Origin of the sequence: Streptomyces sp. NPDC017095 (genome assembly GCF_044332325.1) — a bacterium.
Taxonomy (GTDB): Bacteria; Actinomycetota; Actinomycetes; order Streptomycetales; family Streptomycetaceae; genus Streptomyces.
In genome coordinates this window covers 101844-115277 of sequence record NZ_JBIROU010000009.1, presented here as the reverse complement: position 1 = coordinate 115277, position 13434 = coordinate 101844, and the positions used below count along the sequence as shown (strand labels likewise).

General features: G+C 71.9%; 10 protein-coding genes and 1 riboswitch. Of the genes, 4 read left to right on the top strand and 6 right to left on the bottom strand.

Translation table 11 applies throughout. The annotated features are described in order from the left end of the window. Positions 1–12 precede the first annotated feature (12 nt). Together ACH4OA_RS19430 and ACH4OA_RS19425 are read right to left on the bottom strand one after the other, a co-directional pair. Positions 13–1224, bottom strand: a complete 1212-nt coding sequence (locus tag ACH4OA_RS19430; RefSeq protein ID WP_397969920.1) for an outer membrane lipoprotein carrier protein LolA — start codon at positions 1222–1224, stop codon at positions 13–15. 228 nt (positions 1225–1452) lie between these two features. Beyond that, entirely contained in the window at positions 1453–2463 is a 1011-nt protein-coding gene (locus ACH4OA_RS19425; RefSeq protein WP_397938385.1) for a polyprenyl synthetase family protein, read from the bottom strand. A 704-nt stretch (positions 2464–3167) separates the two neighbouring features. Beyond that, positions 3168–3290, top strand: a riboswitch (cyclic di-AMP (ydaO/yuaA leader). Between the two features lie 3 nt (positions 3291–3293). Here ACH4OA_RS19425 and ACH4OA_RS19420 point away from each other — a divergent pair. Further along, positions 3294–3776, top strand: a complete 483-nt coding sequence (locus ACH4OA_RS19420) for a transglycosylase SLT domain-containing protein (RefSeq protein WP_365878715.1) — start codon at positions 3294–3296, stop codon at positions 3774–3776. Positions 3777–3817: 41 nt separating this feature from the next. Here ACH4OA_RS19420 and ACH4OA_RS19415 read toward each other — a convergent pair whose 3' ends face one another. Further along, positions 3818–4630 (bottom strand): HAD family hydrolase, encoded by an 813-nt coding sequence (locus ACH4OA_RS19415; RefSeq protein ID WP_397946750.1) that lies wholly within the window; start codon positions 4628–4630, stop codon positions 3818–3820. 261 nt (positions 4631–4891) lie between these two features. Between ACH4OA_RS19415 and fahA the strand changes: the two genes are divergently transcribed. Then, on the top strand, positions 4892–6109 hold the full coding sequence (gene fahA / locus ACH4OA_RS19410) for a fumarylacetoacetase (protein WP_397946752.1): 1218 nt from the start codon (positions 4892–4894) through the stop codon (positions 6107–6109). Positions 6110–6331: 222 nt separating this feature from the next. Next, on the top strand, positions 6332–7270 hold the full coding sequence (locus ACH4OA_RS19405; protein ID WP_365941493.1) for a M56 family metallopeptidase: 939 nt from the start codon (positions 6332–6334) through the stop codon (positions 7268–7270). A 52-nt stretch (positions 7271–7322) separates the two neighbouring features. Here the strand turns inward: ACH4OA_RS19405 and recQ are convergent, their stop codons facing one another. Then, positions 7323–9344 (bottom strand): DNA helicase RecQ, encoded by a 2022-nt coding sequence (gene recQ, locus ACH4OA_RS19400; protein WP_397969918.1) that lies wholly within the window; start codon positions 9342–9344, stop codon positions 7323–7325. Between the two features lie 209 nt (positions 9345–9553). On the opposite strand from recQ, the gene ACH4OA_RS19395 reads away from it, so the two are divergent. Then, entirely contained in the window at positions 9554–10156 is a 603-nt protein-coding gene (locus ACH4OA_RS19395) for a Uma2 family endonuclease (protein ID WP_397946756.1), read from the top strand. A 56-nt stretch (positions 10157–10212) separates the two neighbouring features. Here the strand turns inward: ACH4OA_RS19395 and nuoN are convergent, their stop codons facing one another. Both nuoN and ACH4OA_RS19385 read right to left on the bottom strand, forming a co-directional pair. Then, positions 10213–11862 carry an NADH-quinone oxidoreductase subunit NuoN gene (gene nuoN, locus ACH4OA_RS19390; protein WP_365873904.1) on the bottom strand — a complete coding sequence of 550 codons (1650 nt, stop codon included), beginning with the start codon at positions 11860–11862 and terminating at the stop codon, positions 10213–10215. Further along, the gene (locus ACH4OA_RS19385) at positions 11859–13430 is read right to left on the bottom strand and encodes an NADH-quinone oxidoreductase subunit M (RefSeq protein ID WP_397938395.1); all 1572 of its coding nucleotides are present in this window, start codon (positions 13428–13430) and stop codon (positions 11859–11861) included. The genes nuoN and ACH4OA_RS19385 overlap by 4 nt, the downstream gene beginning before the upstream one ends. Positions 13431–13434 lie beyond the last annotated feature (4 nt).

Here is a 13434-nt window from a genome sequence, read left to right as displayed (position 1 = left end):
GCCCCGCAGGGGTCACTTCCCCGTGTCGGCCGCCTTCACCAGGGTCTCCTTCGTCACCGCGCCCGCGTACACCTTGCCGTCGTCCGTGATCAGGGCGTTGACCAGGCGGGTGGAGAAGAGCGTGCCCTTGCCGAACTTCCCGGAGACCGGGTCGCCGAGCGAGCCGAGGAAGCCGCCGAGGTCCCCGCCCTGGGAGCCGGTCGGCAGGCCGCCCTCGGCGCCCGTCTCGATCACGGCGACGGACGTCCAGCCCTTGCCGAGGACCTGCGGTCCGTCCGGGCCCCCGGCGGGCCGTCCGCCGCGCTCCGGGGTGTGCTCCGGTGCCTTGTCCGCGTCCTTCTCCTCGGTGACCTTCGCGCCCTTGGGCGGGGTGAAGTCGAAGGCGGAGGCGGCCGGCCGGGCGAAGGAGACCTGGGTGAAGCCGGCGTCGACCACGGCGGCGCCGCCGCTCTTCGGGGTCAGCGTGAACTTCAGCGGCAGACCCGTCTTGGCGTCCACGGCGATGCTGATCGCGCCGACCGTGGTGCCGGACTGCCGGGGCCGGATCAGCAGCTTGTAGGCGTCGCGCCCGGCGACCTGCGCGGTGCCGTCGACGATGACGGACGTGGTGTCGTCCACCGCCTTCAGGGCCTCGTCGGCGAAGTCCTCGGGCGTGGCCGGCGCCTCGGCCCGGTGGTCCTTGCCGGACGCGGGCGCGGTGGAGTGGTAGACCTCGTTGCTCTTGCTGTCGTAGCCCCAGACGTCCTTGCCGTCGTGGATCAGGCTGTACTCGGCGCCGCGCTCCAGCAGGGACAGCTTCTGCCGGTCCGGGCCGTCCGCGGCGACGCGCAGGGTGTGCGTGCCGGACACCAGCTCGGTGAGCCTGTCCTTCGGGTCGGCCGAGGAGCCGTCGCCGGAGTCCTTGCCGGAGCCGCCCCGGGCCCCGGAGAGCAGCCCGTCCTCCAGGCCGCCGAGGTCGGGCAGGCCCAGGTCGGTGCTGATCTTCACGGTGCCGGACAGCCGCTGTACGTCCGACCGGGCCATCTTCTCGACGAGCTGCTGTGCGCTGATCTTCGGCAGGTCGGGGTCACCGGAGTCGGCGAGCGCCGGGACGAGCCCGATCGTGACCGCCGCCACCCCCACCACCGCGACCGGAACCGCGTACCGGGCGGCCGTGCGCCGTCCCGTGCGCGCGTCCTCGTCCCGCGTGGCGCCCACTGTGTCCTCGCTGTCGTACGGTGCCATGTGTGCCCTACCTCCGTCGTCGGCGGCGGCTGTCCTCACGCTGGTCCACCCTGACCGCCATTCTCACCCGAAACGGTGAGGAGTGGTGATGTCCGTGGTGTCCATATGACCAAATCGGCCGCGCGGAAGCGTCACCCCACGGAGCCAGCCGCGCGTACGCCTGCGGTATGACACGGAACGGCCGCGCCTCCTCCCGACCCCTAGGGGACGGACGATCGCCGGGCGGGGTCAGCCCGCGCGGTGCACCACCGCGTCGCACAGCTCGGTCAGCGCGGCCTTGGCGTCGCACTCGGTGAGCGGGGCCAGCGCGGCCCGCGCCTCCTCCGCGTACCGGATCGTGTCCCGGCGGGCCTGCTCCAGCGCGGGGTGCGTGCGCAGCCCGGCCAGCGCCTCGGCGTGCCGGGCGTCGTCGCTGAGGTCGGAGTCCAGCAGTTCGCACAGCGCGACGTCCTCGGGCAGGCCCAGCCGGGCGGCCCGCTCGCGCAGCCGGAGCACCGGCAGGGTCGGGATGCCCTCGCGCAGGTCGGTGCCCGGGGTCTTGCCGGACTCGTGGGAGTCGGAGGCGATGTCCAGGACGTCGTCCGCGAGCTGGAAGGCGACGCCGAGCCGTTCGCCGTACTGGGTGAGCACGTCGACGACCCGCTCGTCGGCGCCGGACATCATCGCGCCGAACCGGCACGCCACCGCGACCAGGGAGCCCGTCTTGCCGGCCAGCACGTCCAGGTAGTGCTCGACCGGGTCGCGGCCGTCGGAGGGGCCCGCGGTCTCCAGGATCTGACCGGTGACCAGCCGTTCGAAGGCCAGGGCCTGCACCCGGACCGCCTCCGGGCCGAGGTCGGCGAGGATGTGGGAGGCGCGGGCGAAGAGGAAGTCGCCGGTGAGGACCGCGACGGAGTTGCCCCAGCGCGTGTTGGCGCTGTCCACGCCCCGGCGCACGGCCGCCTCGTCCATGACGTCGTCGTGGTAGAGCGTGGCCAGGTGGGTCAGCTCCACGACCACGGCCGACGGCACGACGCCCGGTGCGTAAGGGTCGCCGAACTGGGCCGCGAGCATCACGAGAAGGGGCCGGAACCGCTTCCCGCCGGCCCGGACGAGGTGCTGAGCGGCCCCGGTGATGAACGGGACCTCGCTCTTGGTGGCCTCGAGCAAGCCTTCCTCGACAGCCGTCAATCCGGCCTGGACATCGGCTTCCAGAGCCTGGTCCCGCACGCTCAGCCCGAACGGCCCGACGACGGTCACGAGGGGTCTCCTGTCTGCTGGTGTCTGCTGGCGATTACACGGTTTGTCGATAGGTCGCTGCCATCACTCAAGTCAGCGTATCCGGTCCCGTTTCGATCACCGATAGCGCCCACCCGTCCAGCTTGGGTGGTATCGGATCATGGCGGGCATAGTTTTGATCACATAGTAATACTCCACTTCCCTCACGACCCGGACTCCGGGTTCGAATCGCCCTAACACCCCTAATCCCCCATGTCTGATTTGACGTCATTTGCTATTTCGTGAATTGGGTCACCCGGCCGACGGACCCACCCCACCCGCCACACCGCCGACCGCCCGTTGCCTGTCGGCGAGTTGAGGATTGGCGACCGCAAAGGATCAAGTACCCCATACAGCGGTGATCAAGGTCAAATAGCGCCTTAAGCGCATCCGGTACTTGTTCCCGACATGTGCTCTCGCATACGTTCCGGGCCGTCGGGCGGACGCCGAATCCTGCCGCCGCCCGCGTAACCCATCGACGAACTCATTCGTACGGCAGGAGCGGGGGACCCAGGTAAGCCGCCGTCCCGGCGCGGCACGTGCCGCGTCGGGACGGCTTGGGTCTGTCGTTTGGATCAGGCCGGATCAGGGAGCGGGGTCTGGTGCCGTGCATCGCAAGGCGGAGGAGGGCGCCATGGCGGAGCCATGGCAACCGACGACAACGCGGCGAGGTGCGGTGCCAGGACCCGCGAGCCCGGCCTGATCCAAACGAGAGGCCCTAGGGGTGAAGCCGTGCCTCCTCCAGGGCACGGCCGGGCGCCTCCCCGCCCGAACCCGACAGCTCACCTCGCAGGCGCCGGAGAGGATTCCCCATGCCTGCCGCCGCTCAGCACACCCGCAACACCCGGCTCGTCCGCGCCGTCGCCGCCGCCTGCACCGGTGCGGCCGTCCTCGCCCTGCCGCTGATCGGCGCGACCGGCGCCGCCGCGGCCACCACCGCCGCCCCGGCGTCCGCCACCACCCCCGCCGGCTACCCGAACACCCTCGACGGCTGGATCCGCGAGTCCCTCGCGATCATGGGCCAGAAGGGCATCCCGGGCACCTACAACGGCATCTACCGCAACGTGATGCGCGAGTCCTCGGGCAACCCGGCGGCCATCAACCTCTGGGACTCCAACGCCGCCAAGGGCATCCCGTCCAAGGGCCTGCTCCAGGTCATCGACCCGACGTTCAACGCCTACCACGTCGCCGGAACGTCCTTCGACATCTACGACCCGGTCGCGAACATCACCGCCGCCTGCAACTACGCGGCCGCGCGGTACGGATCGATCGACAACGTCTTCGGCGCCTACTGACCGGCACCGGCCGGTGTCCCCGGACACCACCGCGGGCCCGGTCAGCCGGCCGGGAACAGTCTTTCGAGGACGACAGCGACGCCGTCGTCCTCGTTCGACGCGGTGACCTCGTCCGCCACCGCCTTCAGCTCGGGATGCGCGCCGGCCATGGCGACACCGCGCGCGGCCCAGTCGAACATCGGGATGTCGTTGGGCATGTCACCGAAGGCGAGGGCCCGTTCGGCGCCGATCCCCAGCCGCTCGGCGGCCAGCGCCAGTCCGGTCGCCTTCGTCACCCCGCCCGGCTGGAGCTCCACGGTGCCCGGCCCCGACATGGTGACCGTCGCCAGCGAGCCCACCACGGAGCGCGCCACGGCCGCCAACTCGTCGTCGGACAGCCCGGCGTGGCGCAGCAGCACCTTGCTGATGGGCGCGCTCCACAGCTCGGCCCGCCGGCCGACGCGGACCGCGGGCAGCGTCGGGTGGGGCATCCGGTAGCCGGGCTCGATGAGCGTGCGCCCGTCCACGCCGTCCTGGTCGACCGCCGCGTACACCTGCCCCACCTCCGCCTCGATCTTGCCGAGCGCGGTCTCCGCCAGCTCCCGCTCCAGCCGCACCGACCACAGCAGCCGGCCGGCCCCGGCGTCGTAGACCTGTGCTCCCTGTCCGCACACCGCAAGACCCGTGCAGCCCAGGCGCGCGAGCAGGGACCGCACCCGCGGGGCCGGGCGGCCCGTCACGACCAGATGCCGGGCCCCGGCCCGCGCCACCCGTGCGAGCGCGGCCAGCGACCGGTCGGAGACGGTGTCGTCGCCGCGCAGCAGCGTCCCGTCCAGGTCGGTGGCGATCAGTGCATATGCCGGGGTGGGTGCCATGATCAGAGAATACGGACACCGCGCCCCGCCGACTCACCCGTCTTTGCGCCTACTTGTGTGCCGTCCGGCCCGAAATACCCTGCGGGGACGCCCTCCTGGCGGCCGGGACCGGCGCAAGCCGCCGGCGGACCCGGTGCCGGCCTCCCTTCCGGGGCCCGCCGTGCGGCACTGCCCATGACACGCATCTCGGCCGTAACGTGTGGCGCGACCACATGGAACGCATCGCCATGCACGGCCCGGATGAGAGTGAGGCAGCACCCCATGCCCCCCTTCGACGTCCCCGAGGGCGACCCCTTCGGCCCGCACAACCTCCCCTACGGCGTGTTCTCGCCCGCCGGCAGCACGGAGCGGAGGATCGGCGTCCGGCTCGGGAACCACGTCCTGGACGCGGGCGCCGCCGCCGCGGCCCTCGGCTCGCCCCACCAGCCGCTGCTCGCCCGGCCCACCCTGAACCTGCTGCTGGCCGCCGGCCCCGCCGCCTGGTCGGAGGTGCGGCGCGCCGTCACGTCCTGGGTCACGGACCCGGCGCACCGCGCGGCCGTCGAGCCGCTGTTCCACCCCTTGTCCGAGGTGGCCCTGCACCTGCCCTTCGAGGTGGCGGACTACGTCGACTTCTACGCCTCGGAGCACCACGCCCGCAACGTCGGCCGGATCTTCCGCCCGGACGCCGAGGACTCCCTCACCCCCAACTGGAAGCACCTGCCGATCGGTTACCACGGCCGCTCCGGCACGGTCGTCGTCTCGGGCACGGACGTCGTACGGCCGGCCGGGCAGCGCAAGGGCCCGGCCGACCCCGCGCCCGTCTTCGGCCCGTCGGTCCGGCTGGACATCGAGGCCGAGGTCGGTTTCGTCGTGGGCGTGCCGTCGCGGCCGGGCAGCCCGGTCCCGCTCGGCGCGTTCCGGGAGCACGTCTTCGGGCTGTGCCTGCTGAACGACTGGTCCGCACGGGACGTCCAGGCCTGGGAGTACGTCCCGCTCGGCCCGTTCCTCGGCAAGTCCTTCGCCACCTCGGTGTCGGCGTGGATCACCCCGCTGGAGGCGCTGGAGCACGCCCGCGTGGCACCTCCGGAGCGCACGCACCCGCTGCTGCCCTACCTGGACGACTCGGCGCCCGGCATCGAACCGGGCGGCTACGACCTCCGTATCTCCGTCGCGGTCAACGGCCACGTGGTCGCCGAGCCGCCGTTCTCCACCATGTACTGGACCGCCGCCCAGCAGCTCGCGCATATGACGGTCAACGGCGCCTCGCTGCGCACGGGCGACCTGTACGGCTCGGGCACGGTGAGCGGCCCCGCCGCACGCCAGCGCGGCTCGCTGCTGGAGCTGACCTGGAACGGCCGCGACCCCCTCGACCTCCCGGACGGCAAGCGCACGTTCCTGGAGGACGGGGACACGGTGACCCTGTCGGCCTGGGCGCCCGGCCCGGACGGCCGCCGGGTGGGACTGGGCGAGGTCGGCGGACGGGTCGTACCGAACTGAGCGGCACCCCGGCCGGCCACGCGCGGCCGGCCGGGGCACGCGCGCGTGACCCTGTCGGTGCGCGGGCCGGGCGGATCGTCCTCGGCACCTGACTCGGGGCGTCGACTTCGTCATACTGACAAGGACACGCACCACTCGTTCCGCGCGACGCGCCACCCTGCGCCGCGCGCCCGGCAAGACCCGCACCCGCATACGTCTCCGACCAGGAACCGGAGCCCCGGCATGACCGTCTGCCTGCTCCTGCTGAGCGTCGTCGCCCTGACAGCCGCCGTGCCGGTGCCGCGCGCGCTGACCCGGGCCGCCTGGCCCGAGCGGGATCCCGTGGTGGCGCTGTGGGTGTGGCAGTGCCTGGTCGCCACCGTCCTGCTGTGCTGTCTGACCGCACTGGTGCTGGGCGCGGCGGCCGTCTTCCACACCGTCCGCGACCACGTGTTCGCCCCCGCGCCGCCCGCCGTCACCGCCGCCTACGACCTGTCCACCGCGCCGGGTTGGGCCGCCGCCCTCACCGTGCTGCTGGCCTGCGGGGCCGCCTGGACGACGGCGATGCTGGCCCGGGAACTCGCCGAGGTCCGCCGCAGCCGCGGCCAGGCCCGGGCGCACCTGCGCGAGCGCGCCCCCGAACTGCCGGCCGGGCTGCCGGCGGCACGCGGTCCGATGCTGGTCCTGGAGGACGAGTACCCGGACGCCTGGTGGATGCCCGGCCACCCGCCCCAACTGGTCGTCACCACCGGGGCGTTGCACCGCCTCACCGATGTGCAGCTCGACGCCGTCCTCACCCACGAGCGCGGGCACGCCCGTGCCCACCACGACTGGCTGCTGCACCTGTCCGCGGCGCTCGCCACGGGCTTCCCGCGCGTGCCGCTCTTCGCCCACTTCTGCGACCAGACCCACCGCCTGGTCGAGCTGGCCGCCGACGACACGGCCTCCCGGCGCTGCGGGCACCTCACCACGGCCCTCGCCCTGATCGAGCTGAACCAGCACCGGGGCGTCCTGTCCTGCGCCTCCAGCCGCCGTCTGCTGGGCGAGCGCGTGGACCGGCTGCTGGAGCCGCCGCCACGGCTGCTGCGCCGGCAGCGGGCCCTGACCACGACGGTGGCCGCGCTGGTCCCGCTGCTGCCGCTGCTGATCACCTTCGCGCCCGGCCTGACCGCGCTGTCCTGAGCGCCCCGCCGGCCGGCGGACACCCGCCCCGGCGGGACGCTGTGTCCCGCCGCTATATCCAGTCGTCCGGCTCGGGCTCGTCCGGCGGCTCGGGCCAGTCCTCGTCCGGTGCGCCGCCGGCTGCGGCGGCCGGCGCGGACGCCGGTGCGTCGCCGGGGGCGGCCGGCGCGGACCCGCCCAGCGAGGTCAGCACCTGGAGCACGCCTTCGCCGTACGTCGCCAGCTTCTTCTCGCCGACGCCGTTCACCGTGCCCAGATCCCGCACCGAACCGGGCCGCCGGGCCACGATCTCCCGGAGGGTGGCGTCGTGGAAGATCACGTACGCCGGGACGCCCTGTTCCCGGGCCTGCTCGGCACGCCAGGCCCGCAGCGCCTCGAAGGCGGGCAGCAGCTCCTCGGGCAGCTCGACCGCGGCCGCCTTGGCCTTGCCGGTGCCCGCCGCGCCACCGGCGGACCGCGACCGGACGATGGCCGCCTTCTTCGGCTCCTTGCGCAGCGGCACCTCGCGCTCGCGCCGCAGCACCGTGCCGCTCGCCTCGGTGAGCACCAGCGTGCCGTACTCCCCTTCGACCGCGAGCAGTCCCTGGGCCAGCAGTTGCCGGATGACTCCCCGCCACTCCCCCTCGGCGAGGTCCTGGCCGATACCGAAGACGGACAGCTGGTCGTGGTCGAACTGGATCACCTTGCCGGTGCGCTTGCCGAGCAGGATGTCGACGATCTGGAGCGCGCCGAACTTCTGCCCGCGCTCCCGTTGCAGCCGCACCACCGTGGACAGCACCTTCTGCGCCGCGACGGTGCCGTCCCAGGTCTCCGGCGGGCTGAGGCAGGTGTCGCAGTTGCCGCAGGCGTCGGCGTCGGCGTCCTGGCCGAAGTAGGCGAGCAGCTGACCGCGCCGGCACCGGACGGTCTCGCACAGCGCGAGCATGGCGTCCAGGTGGGCCCCGGCCCGGCAGCGGAACGCCTCGTCGCCCTCGCCGGACTGGATCAGCTTGCGCTGCTGCACGACGTCGTTCAGGCCGTACGCCATCCAGGCCGTGGACGGCAGGCCGTCGCGGCCCGCCCGGCCGGTCTCCTGGTAGTACCCCTCGATCGACTTGGGCAGGTCCAGGTGGGCGACGAAGCGCACGTCCGGCTTGTCGATGCCCATGCCGAAGGCGATCGTCGCGACCACGACCAGGCCGTCCTCGCGCAGGAACCGGGACTGGTGTGCCGCGCGCGTGGCCGCGTCCAGGCCCGCGTGGTACGGCACCGCCTGGACGCCGTTCGCGGTCAGGAACTCCGCCGTGCGCTCGACCGAGTTGCGCGAGAGGCAGTAGACGATGCCGGCGTCGCCCGGGTGCTCCTCCCGCAGGAAGGCGAGGAGCTGCTTCCTGGGGTCGGCCTTGGGCACGATCCGGTACTGGATGTTGGGCCGGTCGAAGCTGGCGACGAAGTGGCGGGCCGCCGGCAGGTTCAGCCGCTGGGTGATCTCCTGGTGGGTGGCGTCGGTGGCCGTGGCGGTGAGGGCGATCCGCGGGACGTCCGGCCAGCGCTCGCCGAGCAGCGACAGGGAGAGGTAGTCGGGGCGGAAGTCGTGGCCCCACTGGGACACGCAGTGCGCCTCGTCGATCGCGAAGACGGAGATCTTGCCGCGCGAGAGCAGGTCCAGCGTGGCGTCCAGCCGCAGCCGCTCCGGGGCCAGATAGAGCAGGTCCAGCTCGCCGGCCAGGAACTCGGCCTCGACCACGCGCCGCTCGTCGAAGTCCTGCGTGGAGTTCATGAAGCCGGCGCGGACGCCGAGGGCGCGCAGCGCGTCGACCTGGTCCTGCATGAGCGCGATCAGCGGTGAGACCACCACGCCCGTGCCCGGTCTGACCAGGGCCGGGATCTGGTAGCACAGCGACTTCCCGCCGCCGGTCGGCATGAGCACCACGGCGTCGCCGCCCGCGATCACATGCTCGACGATCGCCTGCTGCTCGCCCCGGAAGGTCTCGTATCCGAAGACCCGGTGCAGCGTGGCCGCCGCCTCGCTGCCGGCCGTGCCCGGCCCCTCGGTCATCTGTGGCATCTCGCTGATTCCGCCCGTCACGCCCATCGTCCTGTCCCCGCCGGTCCCCCGTGTGCCGTCTGTCGACCGCTCCCTCCACCATAGGGGCCCGCACCGACAGCCTCGGAGTTATCCACAGACCGGCCGGACGCCGCACGCCAACGACACGACCGTCGGTCACACGTTCGCGGGAGACCTGCTCGTTCCCCGCCGATACTCTGAACAGACCGGCGAGACTCCGTCCCATGGGAGCACTGATGAGCGTCGCACCGAAGGCGTCCACGCCCAGCTGGCCGACACCGCCGAAGGGCGGATGGACCGCCGACGACCTGGACCGCCTCCCGAATCTTCCTCCGCACACGGAACTGATCGACGGGAGCCTGGTCTTCGTGAGTCCGCAGACCATTTTTCACGAGCGCACCATTGACTTCTTCAAGTGGCAGCTCCAATCGCTGGCACCCGCGGAGTTCGAGGTGTTCCGTGAGTTCACCATCGACCTGGATCGCCAGAACCGGCCCGAGCCGGACGTGGTCGTCGTACACGCGGATGTGGTGGAGGACACGAGCCAGACCCGCTTCCCGGTGGAGTCCGTCGTCCTGGCCATCGAGGTCGTCTCCGAGGACTCGGTCTCCCGGGACCGCGAGACCAAGCCGCTGAAGTACGCCCGCGCGAAGATCCCGCACTACTGGCGGGTCGAGAACGAGAACGGCCGGGCCGCGGTGCACGTCTTCGAGCTGGAGCCGACGACCGGCGCGTACACCGGCACCGGGATCTTCCGCGAGCGGATGAAGGTGGACGTGCCGTTCCCGGTGGACCTGGACCTCACCCGGATCAGGGCGCGCCGCGACAGCGCCGGGTGACGTGCGCGGACAGACCACTGCCCGGCCCCTGTCGCAGGGAGCCGGGCAGTGGCACGTCAGCGCACGAACACTCCCGCCTGGCCCGCCAGGTCCAGGAAGTACTGCGGTGCCACGCCGAGCACCAGGGTCACCGCCACGCCCACGCCGATCGCCGCCATGGTCAGCGGGGACGGCACGGCCACGGTCGGGCCGTCCGGCTTCGGCTCGCTGAAGAACATCAGCACGATCACCCGGATGTAGAAGAACGCGGCGATCGCCGAGGAGATCACACCGACGATGACCAGCGGGGCCGCGCCGGCGTCCGCCGCCGCCTTGAACACCGCGAACTTGCCCGCGAACCCGGAGGTCAGCGGGATGCCGGCGAAGGCCAGCAGGAACACCGCGAACACGGCCGCCACCAGCGGCGAGCGCCGGCCGAGGCCCGCCCACTTGGACAGGTGGGTGGCCTCGCCGCCCGCGTCCCGGACCAGCGTGACCACGGCGAACGCCCCGATCGTCACGAAGGAGTAGCCCGCCAGATAGAACAGGACCGACGACACGCCGTCCTTCGACGTGGCGATGACACCCGCGAGGATGAATCCGGCGTGCGCGATGGACGAGTACGCCAGCAGGCGCTTGATGTCGGTCTGGGTGATGGCGACGATCGCGCCGCCCAGCATGGTGATGATCGCCACCGCCCACATGACCGGCCGCCAGTCCCAGCGCAGGCCGGGCAGGACGACGTAGAGCAGGCGCAGCAGCGCGCCGAACGCGGCCACCTTCGTCGCCGCCGCCATGAAGCCGGTCACCGGGGTGGGCGCGCCCTGGTAGACGTCGGGCGTCCACATGTGGAACGGCACCGCGCCCACCTTGAACAGCAGGCCCATGACGAGCAGGGCGCCGCCGATCAGCAGCAGCGCGTCGTTGCCCATCGTGCCGGCCAGGGCGGGGTCGACACCGGTGACCGTGCCGTCGACGACCTGGGCGATGCGCGCGTACGACACCGAGCCCGCGTAGCCGTACAGCAGCGCGATGCCGAACAGGGTGAACGCGGAGGCGAACGCGCCCAGCAGGAAGTACTTGACCGCGGCCTCCTGCGACACCAGCCGCTTGCGCCGGGCCAGCGCGCACAGCAGGTACAGCGGCAGGGACAGCACCTCCAGGGCCACGAACAGGGTCAGCAGGTCGTTGGCCGCGGGGAAGACCAGCATGCCGCCGACCGCGAAGAGCAGCAGCGGGAAGACCTCGGTGGTGGCGAAGCCCGCCTTGACCGCCGCCTGCTCGCTGTCGCTGCCGGGCACGGAGGCGGCCTGCGCGGCGAAGGAGTCGACCCGGTTGCCGTGCGCCGCCGGGTCCAGGCGCCGTTCGGCGAAGGTGAACAGGGCGACCAGGCCGGCCAGCAGGATGGTGCCCTGGAGGAAGAGGGCCGGGCCGTCGACCGCGATGGCGCCCATGGCGGCGATGTGGGCCTTCGTGGTGCCGAATCCGTCGGCCGCCAGCGCGACGACCGCGGCGAACGCGGCGCACAGCGCGACGACGGAGACGAAAACCTGTGCGTAGTAGCGGGACCTGCGCGGGACGAACGCCTCGATGAGGACGCCGACCAGGGCCGCGCCGACGACGATCAGCGTCGGCGACAATTGTCCGTATTCGATCTTCGGCGTGTCGATCTTCGAGATCGGTTCGGCCGCGGTTGTCCACAGGCTGTGGACGGCTGCTGCGCTCACTTGGCCGCCTCCACCTCGGGCTGGGGGTCCTTCTTGTGTACGTCGGACAAGGTCTGCTTGACCGCCGGGTTCACGATGTCCGTGACGGGCTTCGGATAGACGCCCAGGAAGATCAGCAGCACGATCAGCGGGGCCACGACCACCAGCTCGCGCGCGCGGAGATCGGGCATCGCCGAGACCTCCGGTTTCACCGGGCCCGTCATCGTCCGCTGGTACAGCACCAGGGTGTAGAGGGCGGCGAGGACGATGCCGAGGGTGGCGAGGACACCGATCACCGGATAGCGCGTGAACGTGCCGACCAGGACCAGGAACTCGCTCACGAACGGTGCCAGGCCGGGCAGCGAGAGGGTGGCGAGACCACCGATCAGGAAGGTGCCGGCGAGCACCGGGGCGACCTTCTGCACGCCTCCGTAGTCGGCGATGAGCCGGGAGCCGCGCCGGGAGATCAGGAAGCCGGCGACGAGCATCAGCGCGGCTGTGGAGATGCCGTGGTTGACCATGTAGAGCGTGGCGCCGGACTGGCCCTGGCTGGTCATCGCGAAGATGCCCATGACGATGAAGCCGAAGTGCGAGATCGACGCGTACGCCACCAGGCGTTTGATGTCCCGCTGGCCGACGGCGAGCAGCGCGCCGTAGAGGATGCTGACCAGGGCCAGGACCAGGATCACGGGCGTCGCCCACTTGCTGGCCTCCGGGAAGAGCTGGAGGCAGAAGCGGAGCATCGCGAACGTGCCCACCTTGTCGACGACCGCGGTGATGAGCACGGCGACGGGTGCGGTGGACTCCTGCATGGCGTTGGGCAGCCAGGTGTGCAGCGGCCACAGCGGCGCCTTCACCGCGAAGGCGAAGAAGAAGCCGAGGAACAGCCAGCGCTCGGTGCCGGCCGCCATGTGCAGCGAGCCGTTCGCGCGGGCCTCGGCGAGCTGCTGGAGGCTGAAGTTCCCGGCCACCACATAGAGGCCGATCACCGCGGCCAGCATGAGGAGGCCGCCGGCCAGGTTGTAGAGGAGGAACTTCACCGCCGCGTACGACCGCTGGGTGGCGGCCGTCTCCTCGCCGTGCTGGTGCGCACGGTCCCCGAAGCCGCCGATGAGGAAGTACATCGGGATCAGCATGGCTTCGAAGAAGATGTAGAAGAGGAAGACGTCGGTGGCCTCGAAGGAGATCAGCACCATCGCCTCGACCGCGAGGATCAGCGCGAAGAAGCCCTGGGTGGGCCGCCAGCGGCGGTTGCCGGTCTCCAGCGGGTCGGCGTCGTGCCAGCCGGCGAGGATGATGAACGGGATCAGTACGGCGGTCAGCGCGATCAGCGCCACCGCGATGCCGTCGACGCCCAGTTCGTACCTGACGCCGAAGTCCTTGATCCAGGCGTGGCTCTCGGCGAGCTGGTAGCGGTCGCCGTCCGGGTCGAAGCGGACCAGGACGGTGACCGCCAGGGCGAGCGTGGCGAGCGAGACGAGCAGCGCCAGCCATTTCGCGGCGGTGCGCCGGGCGGCCGGTACGGCGGCCGTGGCGACGGCCCCGAGGGCCGGGAGCGCCGCCGTCGCTGTGAGCAGAGGAAAGGACATCGGT

Bases quoted from the DNA above. Each gene is read 5' to 3' on its own strand.
- ACH4OA_RS19405 (WP_365941493.1), top strand. From the start codon at position 6,332: ATGACCGTCTGCCTGCTCCTGCTGAGCGTCGTCGCCCTGACAGCCGCC.
- ACH4OA_RS19415 (WP_397946750.1), bottom strand. From the start codon at position 4,630: ATGGCACCCACCCCGGCATATGCACTGATCGCCACCGACCTGGACGGG.
- ACH4OA_RS19420 (WP_365878715.1), top strand. From the start codon at position 3,294: ATGCCTGCCGCCGCTCAGCACACCCGCAACACCCGGCTCGTCCGCGCC.
- ACH4OA_RS19430 (WP_397969920.1), bottom strand. From the start codon at position 1,224: ATGGCACCGTACGACAGCGAGGACACAGTGGGCGCCACGCGGGACGAG.
- ACH4OA_RS19385 (WP_397938395.1), bottom strand. From the start codon at position 13,430: ATGTCCTTTCCTCTGCTCACAGCGACGGCGGCGCTCCCGGCCCTCGGG.
- fahA (WP_397946752.1), top strand. From the start codon at position 4,892: ATGCCCCCCTTCGACGTCCCCGAGGGCGACCCCTTCGGCCCGCACAAC.
- recQ (WP_397969918.1), bottom strand. From the start codon at position 9,344: ATGGGCGTGACGGGCGGAATCAGCGAGATGCCACAGATGACCGAGGGG.
- ACH4OA_RS19395 (WP_397946756.1), top strand. From the start codon at position 9,554: ATGAGCGTCGCACCGAAGGCGTCCACGCCCAGCTGGCCGACACCGCCG.